Source organism: Burkholderia sp. 4M9327F10, assembly GCF_005503145.1.
Lineage (GTDB): Bacteria > Pseudomonadota > Gammaproteobacteria > Burkholderiales > Burkholderiaceae > Paraburkholderia.
This window is the reverse complement of the sequence record NZ_SCNV01000004.1, coordinates 70,831-89,580: the sequence shown is the minus strand read 5'-3', so window position 1 is coordinate 89,580 and position 18,750 is coordinate 70,831. Positions and strand designations below refer to the sequence as shown.

Annotated in this window: 16 protein-coding genes; 12 read left to right on the top strand and 4 right to left on the bottom strand. The window is 64.7% G+C overall.

The window, feature by feature from the left end; translation table 11 throughout:
- Positions 1-107: 107 nt before the first annotated feature.
- The 3 genes from FFS45_RS06200 (at position 108) to fumC (ending at position 4,600) form a co-directional block, all read left to right on the top strand.
- A complete protein-coding gene (locus FFS45_RS06200; RefSeq protein WP_137953841.1) occupies positions 108-1,067 on the top strand; it encodes a bile acid:sodium symporter family protein in 960 nt (319 codons plus the stop codon).
- A gap of 414 nt (positions 1,068-1,481) precedes the next feature.
- Positions 1,482-3,107, top strand: coding sequence for a phospholipase D family protein (locus FFS45_RS06195; protein ID WP_249362694.1), 1,626 nt, complete (start codon positions 1,482-1,484; stop codon positions 3,105-3,107).
- A 92-nt stretch (positions 3,108-3,199) separates the two neighbouring features.
- Positions 3,200-4,600, top strand: a complete 1,401-nt coding sequence (gene fumC / locus FFS45_RS06190; protein ID WP_137953840.1) for a class II fumarate hydratase — start codon at positions 3,200-3,202, stop codon at positions 4,598-4,600.
- 27 nt (positions 4,601-4,627) lie between these two features.
- Here the strand turns inward: fumC and FFS45_RS06185 are convergent, their stop codons facing one another.
- Together FFS45_RS06185 and FFS45_RS41595 are read right to left on the bottom strand one after the other, a co-directional pair.
- Positions 4,628-5,134 carry an acyl-CoA thioesterase gene (locus FFS45_RS06185; RefSeq protein WP_137953839.1) on the bottom strand — a complete coding sequence of 169 codons (507 nt, stop codon included), beginning with the start codon at positions 5,132-5,134 and terminating at the stop codon, positions 4,628-4,630.
- 123 nt (positions 5,135-5,257) lie between these two features.
- Positions 5,258-5,398, bottom strand: coding sequence for a hypothetical protein (locus FFS45_RS41595; RefSeq protein WP_171029582.1), 141 nt, complete (start codon positions 5,396-5,398; stop codon positions 5,258-5,260).
- Positions 5,399-5,616: 218 nt separating this feature from the next.
- On the opposite strand from FFS45_RS41595, the gene FFS45_RS06180 reads away from it, so the two are divergent.
- Positions 5,617-6,330, top strand: coding sequence for a helix-turn-helix transcriptional regulator (locus tag FFS45_RS06180; RefSeq protein WP_137953838.1), 714 nt, complete (start codon positions 5,617-5,619; stop codon positions 6,328-6,330).
- Between the two features lie 169 nt (positions 6,331-6,499).
- A complete protein-coding gene (locus tag FFS45_RS06175; protein WP_137953837.1) occupies positions 6,500-9,139 on the top strand; it encodes a DUF6600 domain-containing protein in 2,640 nt (879 codons plus the stop codon).
- Between the two features lie 131 nt (positions 9,140-9,270).
- Here the strand turns inward: FFS45_RS06175 and FFS45_RS06170 are convergent, their stop codons facing one another.
- Together FFS45_RS06170 and FFS45_RS06165 are read right to left on the bottom strand one after the other, a co-directional pair.
- Positions 9,271-10,242, bottom strand: a complete 972-nt coding sequence (locus tag FFS45_RS06170; RefSeq protein ID WP_137953836.1) for a thymidylate synthase — start codon at positions 10,240-10,242, stop codon at positions 9,271-9,273.
- Between the two features lie 183 nt (positions 10,243-10,425).
- Positions 10,426-11,817 carry a sigma-54 dependent transcriptional regulator gene (locus FFS45_RS06165; protein ID WP_137953835.1) on the bottom strand — a complete coding sequence of 464 codons (1,392 nt, stop codon included), beginning with the start codon at positions 11,815-11,817 and terminating at the stop codon, positions 10,426-10,428.
- Between the two features lie 537 nt (positions 11,818-12,354).
- Between FFS45_RS06165 and FFS45_RS06160 the strand changes: the two genes are divergently transcribed.
- From FFS45_RS06160 to FFS45_RS06130, 7 genes are all read left to right on the top strand, one after another.
- Positions 12,355-12,870, top strand: coding sequence for a hypothetical protein (locus tag FFS45_RS06160; protein ID WP_137953834.1), 516 nt, complete (start codon positions 12,355-12,357; stop codon positions 12,868-12,870).
- Between the two features lie 90 nt (positions 12,871-12,960).
- Positions 12,961-13,479 (top strand): hypothetical protein, encoded by a 519-nt coding sequence (locus FFS45_RS06155; RefSeq protein WP_137953833.1) that lies wholly within the window; start codon positions 12,961-12,963, stop codon positions 13,477-13,479.
- On the top strand, positions 13,476-14,141 hold the full coding sequence (locus FFS45_RS06150; protein ID WP_249362681.1) for a hypothetical protein: 666 nt from the start codon (positions 13,476-13,478) through the stop codon (positions 14,139-14,141). Before FFS45_RS06155 ends, FFS45_RS06150 begins: the two co-directional genes overlap by 4 nt.
- Positions 14,142-14,170: 29 nt before the next feature.
- Positions 14,171-15,568: a hypothetical protein gene (locus tag FFS45_RS06145; protein WP_137953832.1), complete on the top strand. Its 1,398-nt coding sequence runs from the start codon at positions 14,171-14,173 to the stop codon at positions 15,566-15,568.
- Between the two features lie 115 nt (positions 15,569-15,683).
- A complete protein-coding gene (locus FFS45_RS06140) occupies positions 15,684-16,346 on the top strand; it encodes a C39 family peptidase (protein WP_249362679.1) in 663 nt (220 codons plus the stop codon).
- Between the two features lie 6 nt (positions 16,347-16,352).
- Entirely contained in the window at positions 16,353-17,153 is an 801-nt protein-coding gene (locus FFS45_RS06135) for a peptidase C39 (protein WP_137953830.1), read from the top strand.
- 107 nt (positions 17,154-17,260) lie between these two features.
- On the top strand, positions 17,261-18,736 hold the full coding sequence (locus FFS45_RS06130; protein ID WP_137953829.1) for a hypothetical protein: 1,476 nt from the start codon (positions 17,261-17,263) through the stop codon (positions 18,734-18,736).
- Positions 18,737-18,750 lie beyond the last annotated feature (14 nt).

The window sequence follows — 18,750 nt, the reverse complement described above, 5'->3', positions numbered from 1 at the left end:
CGGACCCTGCGCCGACGTGTCGGCGCTAGCCCGCCTGCACCCAGCGGGCACGCACACACGCGACACGCGCGTCGCCATTCAAAAACAGAACCAAGGACCTTCCTGACATGCTTGCCCGGGTTACCCGTCTCTTTCCGCTGTGGGCCGTACTGATCTCGCTCGCCGCCTATTTCTCGCCGGCGTCGGTCAGCCCCATCGCGCCGCACGTCACCACGCTGCTGACCCTCATCATGCTGTCGATGGGCGTGACCCTCTCCATTGCCGATTTCAGGCGGGTCTTCACGCGGCCCGCGCCGGTCATCGCCGGCATCGTGCTGCACTACCTCGTGATGCCGCTTGCCGCCTGGGCTATCGCCAGGGTGCTGCATATGCCGCCGGACCTGACGGCCGGCATGGTGCTGGTGGGCAGCGTCGCTAGCGGCACGGCGTCGAACGTGATGATCTATCTGGCACGCGGCGACGTAGCGCTGTCGGTGACGATCAGTGCGCTATCGACGCTGGTCGGCGTGTTCGCCACGCCCTTGCTCACGCGCCTCTATGTCGACGCCTCGATCGCCGTCGATGTGCACGGCATGCTGATGAGCATTTTGCAGATCGTCGCGCTGCCGATCGTGGTGGGTCTCGTGGTCAATCATCTGTTCGGCAAACTGGTGCGCGTGATCGAACCGGTTTTGCCGCTCGTCTCGATGGTCGCCATCCTGCTGATCATCTCGGCGGTCGTGGGCGGCACGCAGAAGAGCATTGCCTCGGTTGGCCTCGTAGTGATGCTCGGTGTCGTCCTGCACAACGGCATCGGCCTTCTCGGCGGCTACTGGGGCGGCCGGCTGCTCGGTTTCGACGAAGCCGTATGCCGCACGCTCGCCATCGAAGTCGGCATGCAGAACTCCGGCCTCGCTGCGACGCTCGGCAAGCTGTATTTCTCGCCGCTTGCGGCCTTGCCGGGCGCCTTGTTCTCGGTGTGGCACAACCTCTCGGGATCGTTGCTGGCAGGCTACTGGGCCGGCCGCCCGGCGAAGGGCTCCACCCATCCGGACGGTGCAGTCCCGTTCAAGGCGGAACGCGGTTGACAGGTTGTTGACGCACGGTTGATAGCCGGGCAGCGCGCTCGTCATCGACGAGCGCGCATCGCTACGCAAAGCGATCCATTCTCGCCGCCGTTTTCAACCCTCTCATCATTCGCATAACGAATTATTTCCCTGAGGCTACCGGGGCGAATGGCCTGCGCCGATCGCCCCGGCCGAACCTCCGCACCGCCCGCATCCACGCACCCATCCACCCTGCGCACCTCGCAGACCCATTCGCGCAATTCCCCTTAGAATGCTTTCCTCGACGGAGCACAGATGCATCGGGTGCACGCCTTTAGCATTCGGGCGCGCGCAAACCGGATCCAGCGGAGAAATAGCGTGTCGGTGTACGGCAGCATCAGCAAGATCGCGACGCAAGATCATCGGGAAACGGCAAGGATGGTAGCCGCGGCAACGATGACGCGTCATGCTGCGCGCACGATCAGGGACATCGGCAAGCGTTGCCTCGTTGCATGCACGCTAGCGGCAGTTCTGACCGCTTGCGCGAGCCGCCCGCCTGCGTCCGCGTTCGACCGGCCGGTTACTCACGCGTTGCCGGTCTCCACCACGACCGCCCTGAGTACCGCTCTTGCCCCCGTCGAGCAGGCACATCCCGGCGAGTCGGGCTTTCGCGTGCTGTCCAACGGCGCCGAAGCGCTGCAGATGCGCATCGCCCTCGCCCGCGCCGCGACGAAAACGCTCGACATGCAGTACTACATCGCCAACGAGGACACCACCGGCAAACTGCTGCTCGGCGCCGCGCTCTACGCGGCCGATCACGGCGTGCGGGTGCGCATGCTGGTCGACGACCTGAACTTCAAGGACATCGACGACATCATGGCGGGTCTCAACGCGCACCCGAACATCGAGGTGCGCGTCTTCAATCCGTTCGGCAGCACGCATCGCAGCGTGTTCGAGCGCACCACCGATCTGTTCACGAAGATCGACCAGTTCACCCGCCGCATGCACAACAAGGCCATGATCGCCGACAACCAGTTGGCGATTGTCGGCGGGCGCAACCTGGGTGACGAGTATTTCAGCGCAAGTCCGACACTGCAGTTCCGCGATCTCGACGTGCTCGCAGCCGGCCCGATCACCGCGGACGTCTCGGCAAGCTTCGACGAGTACTGGAACAGCAGCGGCGCGTATCCGCTGCGGGCGCTGAACCATCAGACCTTCTCGCCGCAGGAACTGGACGCCACGCGCGACGCCTTGCGCGCGCACTGGCGCGCCAACGCCGATCCGTATAACGCGAAGCCGCTCAATGCGACGCCACTCGCCACCCAGATCGCCGACAACACGCTTGAACTCACCTGGGCGCCGGCGGAATTCAAGGCCGACACGCCTGGCAAGATCGACCATCCGTCGCCCGATTATGTGAGCCCGCCGCTGCAGCGGCTGATCGAATTGACCAACGGCGCGCAGCAGGAATTCCTCGTGATATCCCCCTACTTCGTGCCGCACGATGCCGGTGTGCAAGCGCTCGCGGCACTCACGCAGCGCGGCGTGCGGGTGGCGGTTCTGACCAATTCGCTCGCCGCCACCGACGCGGTCGCCGTGCAGGCCGGCTATAGCCCGTATCGCGTGCCGTTGCTGCAACACGGTGTCGAGCTTTACGAGTTCAAGCCGGAACAACGCAGCCCGCGCCTCTCGGTGGGCGGTTCGAGCTCCCGTGCCAGCCTGCACGCGAAAACTTACGTGATCGATCGCAAGATTCTCGTCATCGGTTCAATGAACCTCGATCCGCGTTCGGCGAACCTGAACACGGAACTGGCCCTGGTGATCCATAGCCCCGCGCTCGCCGCCGAAGTCGCTACCCTGTTCGACCGCGCCACCGCGCCCGAATCGAGCTACCGTGTCACGCTCGCCACGCCGGCGCAACTCAACGGGTCCAGCTATATCGGCCCGCCGCAGTCGCAACTCGCGTGGACCGACAAGGAAGACGGCGCATGGCACACCTATAACGTCGATCCGCAAGCGGGTTTGTACCGAAATCTGCTGACGGGTCTATTCTTGCTATTGCCAGTCCAGGGACAGCTTTGATGCACCTGATCCAACGCTAGCGCCGCCGCGCGCCAGCCAAACCACGCAGTGATCCACATCACCCTTTAATCGAGTTAGGAGCGGAGCCAACCATGACCGAAGACGTACGAATGGAGCGCGACACATTCGGTGAAATTGCCGTGCCGAATGCCCAGTTGTGGGGGGCGCAAACGCAGCGTTCGCTGCAGAATTTCCGGATTTCGACAGAGAAGCAGTCGCCCGAACTGATCACGGCGCTGGCCGTCATCAAGCGAGCGGCGGCCGAGGTCAACCTGGGCCTGGGCGTGCTCGACGAGAACAAGGCCAAGGCCATCATGCAGGCCGCCGATGAGATCATCGACGGCAAGCACCCCGGCGAATTTCCGCTGGCGGTCTGGCAGACCGGTTCCGGCACGCAGACCAACATGAACCTCAACGAGGTGATTGCGAACCGCGCGAGCGAACTGCTCGGCGGGCAGCGCGGCGAGGCGCGCCTCGTGCATCCGAACGACGACGTGAACCGCGGACAGTCGTCCAACGACGTGTTTCCGACCGCCATGCACGTGGCCGCTGCATACGGCATCGTCAAGCATCTGCTGCCGGCGTTAAAGACGCTGCGCGACACGCTCGACACCAAGGCAAAGGCTTTCGCCGGCATCGTCAAGATTGGCCGCACGCACTTGCAGGATGCAACGCCGCTTACGCTCGGACAGGAATTCTCGGGCTATGTCGCGCAGCTCGACCACGGCATTCGCCATGTCGAAACGACGCTGCCGCATCTGTACGAACTCGCCCAGGGCGGCACCGCGGTCGGCACGGGGCTGAACGCGCATCCGCAATTCGCGGACAAGGTCGCGGCGGCGATCGGCACGCTGACCGGCCTGCCGTTTGTCTCGGCGCCCAACAAGTTCGAGGTGATGGCCGCGGCCGACGCGCTGGTGTTCGCGCACGGCGCCCTGAAGACGGTGGCCGCCAGTTTGATGAAGATCGCCAACGACATCCGCTGGCTCTCGAGCGGCCCGCGTTGCGGACTCGGCGAGCTGTCGATTCCGGAGAACGAACCGGGCAGCTCGATCATGCCGGGCAAGGTCAATCCGACCCAGTCCGAGGCCATGACGATGCTGTGCTGTCAGGTGTTCGGCAACGACGTGGCCGTGAACCTGGGCGGCGCAAGCGGCAACTTCGAGCTGAACGTGTTCCGTCCGATGATTGCGCACAACGTGCTGCAATCGATCCGTCTCATCGCCGACGGTGCGCACAGCTTCAACGACAACTGCGCGGTGGGCATCGAGCCGAATCGCGAGCGTATCGACACGCTGCTCAACGAATCGCTGATGCTGGTGACGGCGCTCAATCCGCACATCGGCTACGACAAGGCCGCCAAGATCGCCAAGCAGGCGCACAAGGAAGGCACCACGCTGAAGGCAGCGGCGCTCGCGCTCGGCTTTGTCACCGAGCAGCAATTCGACGAGTGGGTGCGCCCGCACGACATGGTGGGCAACAAGGCGGGCTGAGGCTGCGCTGATCGCCGCGGGGCATGCCTAGATCTTGCCCCGCGCCACCTCTTCCGGCTTGAGTTCGACGATCGCGTCGAGCGCTTCTTTCACGTCCAGCGCGTACTTGGCGAGTTGCTTCTGTTCGTCGGTCTCCGGCACGAACGCCGGCACGGGCACCGGATGGCCGTTCTCGTTGACGGCGACCATCACGACCAGGCAGTCGGTGGTCTGCATCAGCTCGCCGCCTTTCGGATCGCCCGCTTGCACCGACACGTGAATGTGCATGCTGGTACGGCCGGTATTGACGACGCGGGCGCGCAGTTCGACCAGATTGCCGACAAGGATCGGCCGGCGAAAGCGGATATTGCCGACGCTCACCGTCACGCAATAGCGCCCCGACCAGACCGCGGCGCACGCGTAGGCGGTTTCGTCGATCCACTTCATCAACGCGCCCCCGTGCACCTTGCCGCCGAAGTTGACCGAGGTGGGTTCGGCGAGAAAGCGGAAGGTGGTTTCGGAACGGTCCAGCGGCGCTGCGGATGGGGTGCTCATCTTCACTCCGATCAAACAATGTGTCGAAAGGAGCCGATTATACGAGGGCAATTTTGACTGCGCAGTGCAATGAAGGCCGGTAATTCTGTTTTGCCGCCAGCGAATATGCGCGGATACGGCATTTCATTTGTGATAGGAAATGCCCTCGTCGATCGTGCCGTACATCGTGATACCGCTCGAATCCGCGCTCGGCGGGGCCGAGCCGCCTTGTGCGCAGCCAGCGCAGAACAGCAGGGCAGCGGCGATAGCAAGCAGGAGTTTCATGACTGCGTTGTTCCAGAAAACAGATTTTTATTCTAGCCTGGCAGCGCCTAGCTACGCACAAGCCGCGCGCCCCGTGCCTTGCACGACCTTCCTCGTCCGCATGGCGCAAGCCGTGGCTGCATTCGACAATTCACGCTAACCTGAAACATCGAATACCGCAGCCCGGTAAAGTGACCACGATGGCGAGCGCACGAGCGCGCCGCAACCTGGAGGCCCCTATGTCTGCCCCGCTTTCCGACGAACACAATCACTTTCCCGGCCTGAGCCGCATCGGTGCGCTGCTCGCCGATCCTGGCCGGGCCGCCATGCTGTGGGCGCTGATGGACGGCAGCGCGCGCCCGGCCGGCGAGCTGACGATGGTCGCGGGCCTGTCGCCCTCCGCAGCCAGCGCGCATCTGGCCCGCTTGACCGAAGGCGGCCTGCTGGCCGTCGAGGTGCGCGGCCGGCACCGCTACTTCCGGATCGCGTCGGCCGATATCGCCGCCTCTATCGAAGCGCTCGCCAATGTCGCCGAGGCGAGCGCGCCGCAGCGCACGACGCCGCGCCCGGCTCGCACCGTGCCGGTCGAGATGCGCTACGCCCGCACCTGCTACGACCACATGGCAGGCGAACTCTCGGTGCAGCTCTTCGAACGGATGCTGAGCCACAAGCTGCTGACCCTGCACGGCAGCACGCTCGAAGCCACGCCTGAGGGCGCCGCGCGGCTTGCCGCCTGGGGCATCGACGTGGCCGGCCAGCGCAGCCGCCGGCGCCGCTTCGCCTGCACCTGTCCGGACTGGAGCGAACGGCGCCCGCACCTGGGCGGCGCGCTGGGGGCGGCCCTGCTCGAAGCGTGGTCGTCGCATGGCTGGGTGGAGCGCACCGACCGGCCGCGCATCCTCCGGATCACGCCCGGTGGTCATCAGCACTTCAACGACTTCTTGACGAACTGACTGCCAGATGGCCGCGCTGACCATTCAATTTCATTACAAACTGGCCGCTTAACACTTTTTGTTACACGGGAGGTAAGGAGGCTTACAAATGTGGGCGCCTTGAAACAGGCGCCAACGCTAGAGTGTTTTCACGGATGCAACACAACCAAGTGTCCGCTCGAGAGACAACATGAAAACACTTACCGCACCAAGCCGTTCATTGCGCCGCGCCACCGGTTATACCCTGATCGCGGCGGCCGCATTCATGCTCGCTACCCAGGCTTCGCTGGCTCAGGAAGCGCCTCCGGATAACGCGCCCGCCGCGACCCAAAATGCCCCCGCGGCCGACCCGCCGGGACGCGTCGCACGCCTGAACTACACATCCGGCGCCGTGACTACCGAACCTGCCGGCGCCACCGACTGGGCCTACGCACAGGTCAACCGGCCGCTCACCACCGGCGACCAGCTCTGGGACGACCAGAACGCGCGCTCGGAATTGCACATCGGCTCGACTGCGGTGCGGCTGGGCGAATCGACCAGTCTCGACGTGCTCAATCTGGATGACACGAGCACCCAGTTGAAGGTGGCACAAGGCACGCTGTCGACGCACGTGCGCGAACTCGCGCCGGGCTCGACCTACGAGATCGACACGCCGAATCTCGCGCTCGGCATCGGCGGCCCTGGTGACTACCGCGTCGACGTCGCACCGGACGGCAGCAGCACGACCGTGACGGTGCGCAGCGGCAGCGCCACCGTGTATGGCGACAGCGGTCAGGTGCCGATTGCCGCCGGCCAGCAGATCCGCTTTGCCGGCACGGCCTTGCAGCAGGTCGCCGACAACGCCGCGCCGGGCCTCGACGGCTTCGATCAATGGGCCGCCGGCCGCGATGCCGATGAAGACCGTTCGGTGTCGGCCCGCTACGTCTCGCGCGACGTGCCCGGTTACGAAGACCTCGATGCCAACGGCACGTGGCGCAGCAGCCCGCAGTATGGCGAAGTGTGGGTGCCGAATGCGGTGCCGGCCGGCTGGGCGCCGTACCACGACGGCCACTGGGTCTGGCAGGCGCCTTGGGGCTGGACCTGGGTCGACGACGCGCCATGGGGCTTCGCGCCGTATCACTACGGCCGCTGGGCGTATGTCGACGACACGTGGGCGTGGGCGCCTGGGCCGGTGGTGATCGACGCGCCGCCGGTTTATGCGCCGGCGCTGGTCGCGTTTGTCGGCGGCGGGGGCGGTTCGTTCGACTGGGGCGTGAGTCTCGCGATCGGCGGTGCGGCTGCGGTCGGCGTGGCCTGGTTCCCGCTCGGCCCAGGTGAGCCGTGGCACCCGCGCTGGGGCGACTGGAGCCCCGGTTACTACAACCGCGTGAACAACTACAACCGGGTGAATGTCACGAACATCAACAACGTGACGAATATCACCAACATCAACAACATTCACAACACGTACATCAACTACCGCGCGCCGGGCGCCGTCACCGCCGTGCCGGCGACCGCCTTCGTACACGGCCAGCCGGTCGGCCAGTTCGCGCAGAAGGTCAACCCGGCGCAATGGCACAACGCGCAGATCAACCCGGGCGGCCCGGGCATCGCGCCGGTGCGTCAGAGCTTCCAGTCCGGCATGCGCAATGCGAACTACCGGCCGCCCGCTGCGGTGATGTCCCGTTCGGTCGTGGCGACGCGCAGCCCGGCGGTGCCTGCGGCCTATCACGACACGCTGGCGCAACGTTTTGCGCAGGGCGGCGGCCGCGTGCCGGGCGCGGGCGACCCGATCGTGCGCACCTCGGTGCCGGCGCACTTTGCGGGCGCCGAGTCCCATGGTGGACCGGCTGCCGCCGCGCTGCAGAACGTCAGGGTGGTTCAGGCCAACTCTCCACGCATGGCCGCGGGCGCCGCGCCGCATGTCGCACAGGGCGCCGTGCGGCCGGATGAACCGGCGGCAAACGGTGCTCGTCCGGGCTTCGGCGCTCCGAACCAGGCTCAGGCAGCGGCACAGGCTCAGCATGCGATGCCGGAGCAAGGCCGGCCGGGGACCCCGGGTGCACCTGGTACGTCCGCTCAGATGGCCAATGAAAGAGCACCGGAGCACCCGCAAAACAACGGCGTGCCGCGTCCGCCGCAAGCGCAAGCCGTGGGCGCCGCGCAGAACAGCTTCGCGCAGCGTGGCGGCGCACCGGTGAACGGCCAGCAGGCCGCAGCCGAAGCACGCCACGAGCCTGCCTGGACCCAGCCGCATACGCCGATGGCGCTGCAGGCTCAACAGGCACAAGCGCACGGTGCGCCTCAGCAGGCCGCCAACCGTTCGCCGTTCGCGCCGCAAGGCGAGCCGCAGAACCGTCAGCAGCCGGGGGGCTTCAACGCCGCGCAGGAAGCGCAGCAACATGGCGTGCCCCATCCGACGGAAAGCCCGTCGATGGCGCAACGCTCGCCTGAGCAGGCCCAGCATGAGCCGCACGCACCGGCATTCGGCGCAGCGGCGCAGCAGCAGCCAGGTGCAGTGCGCGCAGCGGAGAACCACCCGCAGGAGGCTCAACAGGCGCCGCGTGAGGAATTCCGTCCACAGCCGCAGGCTCAGCCCCAATATCATCAGCCGCAGCAGCAGGCCCAGCAGGCGCCGCGTCAGGAATTCCACCCGCAGCCGCAAGCCCAGCCGCGGCCGGAATATCACCCGCCGCAACAGGCCCAGCAGCGACCGGAATACCATCCGCCGCAGCAGGCCCAGCAACCGCGCCCTGAGCCGCGTCCGGCACAACAGGCCCAGCAGCGTCCGCAGCCGCATCAGGAGCAGCACTCGAACAACGGCGGCCACGACGAGCATCGCAGAGGCTAATGACTGACGGCGCTACCTAGCGGACCCGATAGCCCGCAAAGCAAGCCAGCAAACAAAAAGCCCACGCATTTTTTCTGCGTGGGCTTTTCTCATTACGGCGCACCGCAAGCGCCGTGCGCGGAGTCAGCGTATCAAACGGCCATCGGCGCGGTCAGCGGCTCGTGATGCCGGTAGCCGACCAGCGAGAAGTCCGACGGCTCGATTTTCTCGAGCCACTCCGGCTCATACACGCCGGTTTTCGCATACTCAGGCACCCGCTCCGCAATCGCCAGTTGCGGGCTCTCATACGGCTCGCGGCCAATCTGCCGCTGCAGCATGTCGAGCTGGTTCTCGTAGATGTGGGCATCGCCGATGAAGTACGTGAACCAGCGCGGCGTATAGCCGGTCAGCCGCCCGACCAGATGCAGCAGCGCCGCCCCTTCGGTCAGGTTGAACGGCGTGCCGAGGCCCACGTCATTGCTGCGAATGTACAGGCACAGGGAGATTTCCCGGCGCGCTGCGTTCGGCAGGAACTGATACAGCAGGTGGCACGCCGGCAGCGCGATCTCCTCCAGCACCGCAGGGTTCCACGCATGAAACAGAATGCGGCGGTCGGCGGGGTTCTGCATGATCGTGTCGAGGCACTGGCGCAACTGGTCGATTGCCTTGTAGAGCAATACCTTGCGGCTGCCGTCTTCCTCGAATTCGGTGATTACCCGGTAGCCGCGCCCCGTCGCATCCTCGATCCGCGCGCTCGCCGACGCGTCCAGCACCTTGTAGGCCGGCCATTTGCGCCATTGCACGCCATACACGTCGCCGAGGTCGTCCGGGCCCTCACGATACGGATTGGCCAGCCACTGCGGATTCTGATTGGCATTCGCGTCCCAGACCTTGCAGCCGAGATCGCGGAAGTCCGCCGCGCTACGCGAGGCGCGCAGGAACCCAACGAGTTCGCCAATCGCCGATTTGAAGGCGAGCTTCTTGGTGGTGACGGCGGGGAAACCCTGCTGGAGATCGAAGCGGAGCATCGCGCCCGGCATGCTGATGGTACGGATGCCGGTACGGTTCTCCTGCCACGTGCCGGTGTCGAGAATCGAGCGGACGAGGTCGAGGTATTGTTTCATTCGGGTTCCTTCAGCCCGGCGCCGAGCGCCCAGGATTTTTTGCGACAAAACCCGATTCTAGCAAGCGTGGACGACCGGTGCGCCGGCCCGCCTTTTCTGCCGCATCAGCACCTGTTTGCAAACGCTCTCAACCACGTCTGCCAGAACCGCGCCGAGGCTCACTGCCACAGCTATGTCTGCCGCTCAGATATGCGGCATGGTGGCGGGCTCAGCATGCGCGCCGATCGGTTCGCCTTCCATATGGCGCATGCCGTGCGCGCACAGCAAACGGTACAGCGTGACCCGCGAGATGCCCAGTTCCTGGGCCGCATCGCCGAGCCGGCCGCGATGGCGCAGCAGCGCCAGTTCGATGGCCTGGCGCTCCGCCGCTTCGCGCGCCTGAGCGAGCGACACCGGCACGATCTCCACGTATTCCGCAAGCTCGAGATCGCGGGCAGTGATTGCGCGCCCTTCCGACATGACGATCGCGCGCCGCACCCGGTTGATCAGTTCGCGCACGTTGCCCGGCCAGCTGTAGTTGTGCAGCGCGGCGATTGCGTCGGGCGCGAAACCGCGCAGGCGGCGGCTTGCATCTTTTCTGAAACGTTCCAGCATGTGCCGCGCAAGTAGTTCGATATCCTTACCACGTGCGCGCAACGGCGGTTCGTCGATCTGCAGCACGCACAGGCGGTGATAAAGATCCGAGCGGAAGCGTCCTTCGATCATCGCCGCGTTCATGTCCACGTGGGTAGCCGAGATAATGCGCACATCGACATCCACCGCACCATGGCCGCCCAGGCGCTCCACCTTGCGCTCCTGCAGGAAGCGCAGCAGGCTCGCCTGGCTTTCGAGCGGCAGGTCGCCGATTTCGTCGAGGAACAGCGTACCGCCATTGGCGGCCTCGACCCGGCCGATCTTGCGCTGGTTGGCGCCGGTAAAGGCGCCGCGCTCGTAGCCGAACAGCTCCGATTGCAGCAGGTGAGGCGGAATCGCACCGCAATTGATCGGCACGAACGGCGCGCCGCGCCGTGCCGAGCGTTCGTGGATCGCCACTGCGGTGAGTTCCTTGCCGGTGCCCGATTCGCCCGAGATAAACACCGGTGCGTCGGTCATTGCCACCTTGCGGATCGAGCGGAACAGCGCCAGCATAGCGTCGCACGAGCCGACCATTTCGCCTTCCGTGCCGTTCGGCGTGCCGTCGTTGGAAGCGGGCTCGCCGAGCGAGATCATGCCGTAGGCGTGGCCCACCGAGTCGACGATCCTGTCGCCCGAGTAAGGCACCGTTACGTAGTCGAAACAGTAGTCGCGCACGAGCCGGCGCAAGGCCGCGTCCTGCAGCTGACCGGGCATGGTGGCAGCCACCCAGCCGACGTTCGGCATCGTCAGGCACGACTCGAACGCGGCGATCTCATGCTGCTGGAAATGGCTCGACAGGTCGAGCAGGCCACCCGCGGCCATACCGGCGCGCACGGCGCGGCGCACGTCGCGCGCCGAACCGACCACTTCGACGTGCCAGCCACGCTGGTTAAACCTGGTATTCAATTCCGCGCTAGGGTCACGCGAAACGTAAATCAGTTGCCGCGTTGCGGGTTCCATTATTCAGATCCTCTCGTCAACGAACGTTAAGGATGACGGCACGCACCTGAACATGTTTCAGACACGTTGACTCACTTCGGGATTCGCGCATAGCAAATACCGAACGGCCATTCCATTCCGTGCGGACAGCTGATCCCCGAAAAGCGGCGTGTGTGATTGAGACGGCCCAACCTCGGGCTTTTTTTAAATGTGACTCTGTTTTCGAGAGCTTACTATACGCGCGCCGCTTCGAAAACAAATATGCGAATTTAATCGCTCCTTTCGCCGTCCAGCAAGGCTGGGCGGGCGTTAGGCAAGTCTGCGCAAGCTGAATAAAACCGTTTCCAGGGTCGCTAGCTACGTGTCTACCCTGACGTTTAGCGTACAGCTGCCAATTGCGAATTATCGGTATTTCCTGCCGCCCGTTTCAGGCCTGAAACGTTTTTGCCTGTTTTTCGCATATCGGCTCTTCATCGCCATCCTCGCACCCAATCACATCAACGGATTGCGGCCCATGGCACATGTTTCGCTAAAAGTCCTGCACCAAGGAGACACACCATGCGACTCGCTTTCCGCATCGATCTGCGCCACTTTCAGCCTCACGCCGCATTATGCGCCGCGCTGTTGCTGGCGGCGCTGCCCCCGGGTGTCAACGCCCAGGAACCCGTCACAGCCAGTTCCCCCGATACCGGGTCCGTCACCCTCGCGAGCGTGTCGCCCGCAGCGGTAGCGGCCCCGGATACGGTGGTCAGCGACGCAGCCGACACCGTGAATCCCGCTGACACCCGCAGCGATCTCACCGGCGATGCGCTGAGCATTCCCGCGGACGCGGCGGCCGTCGATACGGTCAGCGTCAACGACCCGGCGCTCGACGACCAGGCGCTCTCGCAGCAGCGCGGCGGCTTCAGCGGCATGTTGATGGTGGCCGCCACGCCGCAACTGATGCGCAGCGCCGGCAACGGTGGCAACGGCGTGACGCTGTGGGACGAAATCGTCCCGCCGTCGCCGCTGCCGATCCCTGTCGACGTGGCCCGCTCAGCACAGGGCAACGTGACGAGCTACCAGCGAAATTAGGTATATGGCGCGCGCCGGCTGCCCGTAGCCACCCACGCCCGCCGTCCGAACGCGAAGGTCCGAAGGTCCGTCCGCCAGCAAGGAGCCGACATGACCGCCTCAACCCAGACGCCGCGCCGCACGCTCATCTGCGGCACCCGCCGTCCCCGCACCGCCGCAATCGGCGTGCTGCTGAGCGTGCTCGCCGCCGGCGCCGCTGTGCAGGCGGCCGCGCAGGAGGTCAGCCAGCCGGGCAACCTGATCATCGAGCGCGATGTCACGCCGCGTGACGCCTTCGTGTCGGTGCCGAAGAGCGCAGATCCGATCGCCGTGCAGGTGGAAACCTTCCCGGCAGCCACGTTCGATGCGGCGCTCGGCGCAATGGCGAGCGATCTCGACCTGCTCGGCGCACACGGCACCGCGGGCGTCGCCGGCAACGGCGCACTGCCCGGGTTGACGGGCGCCAACGGCGTGGGCGGGCTCGAGCATCTGCTCACGGGCAACGGCAGCGGCGCGCCGGTGGGTGCGGCTGCAGGGCTCGGCGGCGCCGGTGGGATCGGCAGCTCGATTGCCCAATCGGTAAACGGCGCACTCGCCCCGCTCGGCGCGGCGATGGGAGCGCTGAAATGACAACTTCAAACACACAGGCCAAACACATCATGCCATCACGTCTGCGGTTACGCCGTCCCTTGATCGTCCTCGCTTCGCTCGGCTCGCTGGGCCTCGCGGCTCAGGTTCAGGCGCAGGCTCTCACGCCGCCCGCCCAGGTCGACGTGCAGTCGCTGATCGGCAGCGGCGTGGCCAACGGCGCGGTTGGGGTTGTCGCGATCAACGAGGCATCGGGCCTCGACAACGCGCAAACCAATCAAGGCGCGCTGACCAACGGCCCTGCGCCGCTCCTCGGCCTGATCGGCAGCTCCCAGAGCGCGTCGACCAACGCGAAGACGACGGCCGCGCGCAGCGACATCGATAACAACGCATTTTCAAACACCTCTGGCCTTATCGAAGTGAATCAGTCGGCGGGTGTAGGGAATCTTCAGCGGAACAGCGCCTTGATCGGCTCTGCTCCGGTTGAAGGGGAGATCGTAGCGGATGGGGTGCTATCCGCTACGACCGCCAAAAACAGCAGCTCAGTCGGTTCTGGTCAAAACCACGACGCACGCGAAGTGTCCATCGGTTCGGATGCGCTCAAGAGCGTCAGTGGCATCGTCCAGATCAACCAGGCTGCTGGCACAGGCAATGTCAGTTCAAACAGTTTTGTGCTCCGTCCCCCGGCGGGCACCTTTTTCTAACGAGCCACACTCTTTATCGGAGCGTCATCATGAAGCGCACTCTCATTGCAGCAGCTGTTCTTTCGACGATGGCAGCAAGTTCGGCCTACGCCGAATGCACGGCCGGCTGCGACCCGGCTGAGCTCTTTACGGCAACCAACGTCTACACCGACATCGGCGAATTCGGCTTCATCACGCTGCGTGGCCATGTCGACGTGTCGAGCAGCTCGGGCGCCACGGTCAACAACACGCAAAACGTGGACGTCGGCGGTGTCGACCTGAAGACGCCGCCGCAGAGCTACGTCTCCGGCAATGTCACGACCAAGATCAACACGTCGAATAGCTGGAACGACGCCAGCGGCAGCGGCAGCGGCTGGCACGCCAGCCAGTCGTACGACGCGAGCGCCTACGCGTACAACAAGACCAACACGCAGACGAAGACCGCGTCGTCCAGCGCCGGCTTTATCGCAGGGGGCGGCTTTGCCACCGGCATCTCGACGGCCTATCAGGGCTACAACTACCTGAACACGCACGCTTCGGCGAACGGCTTCCTCGCCGCCGGCTTTATCGCCGGTCTCGGCGGCGGCCCTGGCGTGATCTTCGGCGGCCTGGCAGCGGGTTTCGCCGCAGCCCTGAACACGCACGTCTCGGATAACTACGGCGGCGGCTTCGCGGCAGCAGCAGCGGGCTACGGCGTGGCTTACGGCGGCTACGCAGCGGCCAGCACGAGCACGGCAACCGAGACCTACAGCGGCAGCGGCAGCAAGGAAGCCGCCAGCGTCTCGGAAGGCAGCTACGCCTACGGCTGGACTCATGACTCGTCCGACAACAAGGGCACCGTAACCGTGACGGGCAGCATCACCCAGCACATCAACACCGAAACCCCGACCACCATGTCGGCTGGCATCGGCGACGGTGCACTGGGCCTCGCGAACGGCAACATCGGCGTCAACGTCGCCACCGGCGTGGACAACGCACAGTCCAACGACGCTGCCCTGTCGAACATGGATGTGGGCCCGGTATTCGGCACGGCGCAGATCTACTCGACCCAGGCTTCCAGCGGCAAGGCGACAGTGGGTGACTTCAACTTCGTCTCCGCCGTCGGAACCGATGCACTGGCAGGCGCCACCGGCAACATCGGTGTGAACGTCGCATCCGGTGTAGGCAACGTGCAGAACAACAGCCTCGCTGCCTCGGCCACGACGGCCGACCCGAGCGGCAAGGGCTGGTGGGGTCATGACAGTGGCAATGGCGGTGAAGTGATCGCCAGCGATCAGAACTGCCAGACCGCCGCAGCTGAAGTGAACGGTGAATTTACCGGTTCGGCATCGCTCGGCGCGGGCGCTCTCGCCAACGCAAGCGGCAACATCGGCGTGAACATCGCGTCGGGGGTAGGCAACCTGCAACACAACGGCCTCGCAGTCGCCAGCGTGTCGCTCAGCAAGTAAAGCATCAACGCAGGAAGGCACCGGTCAGCCCTCGGGCTGACCGGCTGTCTCCGCAGGGGGAAATACCATGTTCGGGGTGAGCAGGGTAACGCTTGGATTTTTTCTGGCGCTAGGAATGGGACTGGTTCTGTCACCGGCAGGCCACGCCCAGAGTGCGCTCAACATGTACGCCGCCGCGGGTGTGCCTTTCGACATGAAGGTGAACTCGATCCGCGATCTGCGCTACAACCACATCGTCTCGCAGCGCTACGACTATAGCTGCGGCTCTGCGGCACTCGCCACGCTGCTGAAGTACGGCTACGGCATCGACATTCCCGAAACTGAAATGATCCGCCGCATGATGGTGTTTTCGACACCGGAAGTGGTGGTGAAAAACGGCTTCTCGATGCTCGACATGAAGAAGTTCGTCGAGACGCTCGGCCTGCGCGGCCGCGGTTTCCGGGTCGCACCCGACGCGCTCTACCACCTGCAGATTCCTGTCCTCGTGCTGATGAACAGCGACGGCTACGAACACTTCGTGATCGTCAAGCATGCCGAAAACGGCCGCATCTTCGTGGCCGATCCTGCGCTCGGCAACCGCATCATCATGGAAAAAGACTTCGACGAGAAGTGGAACGGTCTCGTGTTCGCTGTCGTCGGCAAGCCATTCTTGGAGGATTCACCGCTATTGCAAGGCAACGAGTCGATCGCGCTCAAGCTGCGCGAACGTGCGCTCGAAAACGGCACGGCAACGACACCCTTTGTTGAATACGGTTTGATCAAGGCAGAGTTGTTCTGACTCATCATGGATCGAAACTTTCTCTCCGTCGGCTGCGCGTTATGTTTCGCAACGTGCAGCCTTGCCACGGTCGCGCGCGCTGCCGAGCCGACCTCCCCTGTCTTTGAAGACGTCGCCGCCGTCAATCTGCAACCGGTCGACGACACCGTCCTCGCATCGCAAAGCGGCAAAGGTGTTGCCGGCGACATCATTTCCGGCCTCGTCGTCAACCTGCTGTCGCAATGGAGCCTGCCCAACGGCACCACCGCCGTCGCCCAGGGGGCACTTTCCATCGTCACCAACGCGCTCAACCAGGTGAGCGTGCAGGTGAGTTCGTCGGCCGCCGTGGTCGGCCCGAACAGTTCAGCCGGCAACGGCGCCAATCCGAACGCCAGCGCCACGGGCGGCCAGAACACCAGCGTCAACGGCGTCTCGCAGATCACCCAGGTGGCCGGCAACGGCAACACCGGCACCAACCAGGCGGTGATCGATTTCAACCCGTCGACGGGCAGCCTCTCGGGCGGCACGTATAACAACGAAACCGGCGCCTTCGCCAGCAACGCGAACGGTTCCGTAAAAGCCGGCATCACGTTCGGCAACGGCGGCGTTTCAATCACGCTACAGACGCCGGCGGGCCTCGCCACACAAACCATCATGCCGGGTGCGTCACAACAGGCCGGCACGATCGCTCAACTATTACAGATTGCAGGCAACAACCAGCAAGTCGCCAACGCGTTGCAACTGAATTTGCAGACGCAACAGATGTCGGCCTCGATGCTCCGCCAGCTAGGCGTATTACAAGCTCTGCAAAACACCGTGAGGAGATGATGCGGGCCGCCACTCGCTAAAAACGAAGGAAAACGAAGTATCGAGAGCGACCGCGCAATGCACAAGGAGACATGCGACGCGCGGTCAGAATACCGGGGGAACACAAAATGAACAGATTCTCAACGACCGGGGTACCGCGCGTGATGTTAGCGGCCATCCCTGCAGCAGTCATGCTGTTTGCACTTTCACAAGGGGCCAGCGCGCAGGCGCTCGCAGATCAATCGCTCGAGGACCGGCTGAACACGTTGATGCGGGTGGTCGACGAACAGCAGAAGCAGATCAATTCGCTCGAACAACAGGTCACCAACCTCGAAATGTCGCAGCGCGGCAAGGGTGCGCCGGGCTACGGCGCACCGTCCGACAACGGCACGGTCGCCGAACAACCCGGCGCCGACGGCCTGCCGGTACCGCTGCCGCCGCTCGCCCAGGTGAACCCGGGAACGCCCGCGCCCGGCAGCGGCACGGGCACCGCGACCGGCGTGCCGGTCAATCCTCCGACGCCGGACAACAGCACGAGCAGCGGCACAAACAGTGGCACAAGCGGCAGCACCGCCGGCGGCCTGCCGGGCGCCACCGATGGCTCGGGCAGCGTGGGGCAAACCCAGAAAGCGGCGCAGCCGGTGCGCACGCAATCGGAGGATGCCGTGGTACAGAGCCAGCAGCACACGCCGCTGTTCGACCACAAGCTCACCTTCGACTGGGGCATCAGCGATACCTATTACGATCGCCGCCAGTTGCAACTGTCGGGCTTCCTCGCTCTCGATGCGATTTTCCTCGGCAACATCAACCTGGGCGAGACCAAGTCGCACCAGGTGATGGCGGATCTCGACACGCGCTACGGCATCAGCGACCGCCTGAGCGTCGATCTCGACGTGCCGTATATCTACCGGCACAGCAATTTCATCGTCGGCGGCGCGGGCGGCGCGGCGAGCCAGGTGTCGGACGCGTCGGCCAATTCGAGCGATATCGGCGACATCAACTTTGGGCTGTACTACGAGATCCTGAAGGAAACCAACAGTCTTCCCGATCTCGTCGGCAGTCTGCGCATCAAGACGCCAAGCGGTTCGTCGCCGTTCGGCATCAAGCTGCAGCAGGTCGACGCGGACAATACCAACCTCGTCGCGCCCAGCAAGCTGCCCACCGGCACCGGCTTCTGGAACGTCACGGCGGGCCTGTCGGTCCTGAAGACCTACGATCCGGTCGTGCTGTTCGGCAGCCTCTCTTACACCTACAACATTGCGCGTTCGTTCGCGGATATCTCGTCGGTCATCGGCCAGACCGAGCCGGCGACGGTCAAGCTCGGCGACGTCATCCAGTTCGGCGGCGGCGCAGCGCTTGCATTCTCGGACAAGGACTCGGCCAGCGTGTCGTACACGATGGCGCTGGAACCGGAATCGCAAACCAAGGCGCCCGGCGGCTCCTATTCGAAGGTGCCCGGCAGCGAGACCACTGCCGCCGCGCTGACATTCGGCTTGAATCACGTAGTGAACAAGCACCTGACGATCAACGGTTCGGTTTCGGTCGGCCTTACGCCCGACACGCCGAACTTCGTGGTCGGCGTGCGCTTTCCCTACACCTTCTGACGTGCTAACGATAC

Coding starts and splice junctions, on each gene's coding strand:
- FFS45_RS06200 (WP_137953841.1), top strand. CDS start 108: ATGCTTGCCCGGGTTACCCGTCTCTTTCCGCTGTGGGCCGTACTGATC.
- FFS45_RS06195 (WP_249362694.1), top strand. CDS start 1,482: ATGACGCGTCATGCTGCGCGCACGATCAGGGACATCGGCAAGCGTTGC.
- fumC (WP_137953840.1), top strand. CDS start 3,200: ATGACCGAAGACGTACGAATGGAGCGCGACACATTCGGTGAAATTGCC.
- FFS45_RS06185 (WP_137953839.1), bottom strand. CDS start 5,134: ATGAGCACCCCATCCGCAGCGCCGCTGGACCGTTCCGAAACCACCTTC.
- FFS45_RS41595 (WP_171029582.1), bottom strand. CDS start 5,398: ATGAAACTCCTGCTTGCTATCGCCGCTGCCCTGCTGTTCTGCGCTGGC.
- FFS45_RS06180 (WP_137953838.1), top strand. CDS start 5,617: ATGTCTGCCCCGCTTTCCGACGAACACAATCACTTTCCCGGCCTGAGC.
- FFS45_RS06175 (WP_137953837.1), top strand. CDS start 6,500: ATGAAAACACTTACCGCACCAAGCCGTTCATTGCGCCGCGCCACCGGT.
- FFS45_RS06170 (WP_137953836.1), bottom strand. CDS start 10,242: ATGAAACAATACCTCGACCTCGTCCGCTCGATTCTCGACACCGGCACG.
- FFS45_RS06165 (WP_137953835.1), bottom strand. CDS start 11,817: ATGGAACCCGCAACGCGGCAACTGATTTACGTTTCGCGTGACCCTAGC.
- FFS45_RS06160 (WP_137953834.1), top strand. CDS start 12,355: ATGCGACTCGCTTTCCGCATCGATCTGCGCCACTTTCAGCCTCACGCC.
- FFS45_RS06155 (WP_137953833.1), top strand. CDS start 12,961: ATGACCGCCTCAACCCAGACGCCGCGCCGCACGCTCATCTGCGGCACC.
- FFS45_RS06150 (WP_249362681.1), top strand. CDS start 13,476: ATGACAACTTCAAACACACAGGCCAAACACATCATGCCATCACGTCTG.
- FFS45_RS06145 (WP_137953832.1), top strand. CDS start 14,171: ATGAAGCGCACTCTCATTGCAGCAGCTGTTCTTTCGACGATGGCAGCA.
- FFS45_RS06140 (WP_249362679.1), top strand. CDS start 15,684: ATGGGACTGGTTCTGTCACCGGCAGGCCACGCCCAGAGTGCGCTCAAC.
- FFS45_RS06135 (WP_137953830.1), top strand. CDS start 16,353: ATGGATCGAAACTTTCTCTCCGTCGGCTGCGCGTTATGTTTCGCAACG.
- FFS45_RS06130 (WP_137953829.1), top strand. CDS start 17,261: ATGAACAGATTCTCAACGACCGGGGTACCGCGCGTGATGTTAGCGGCC.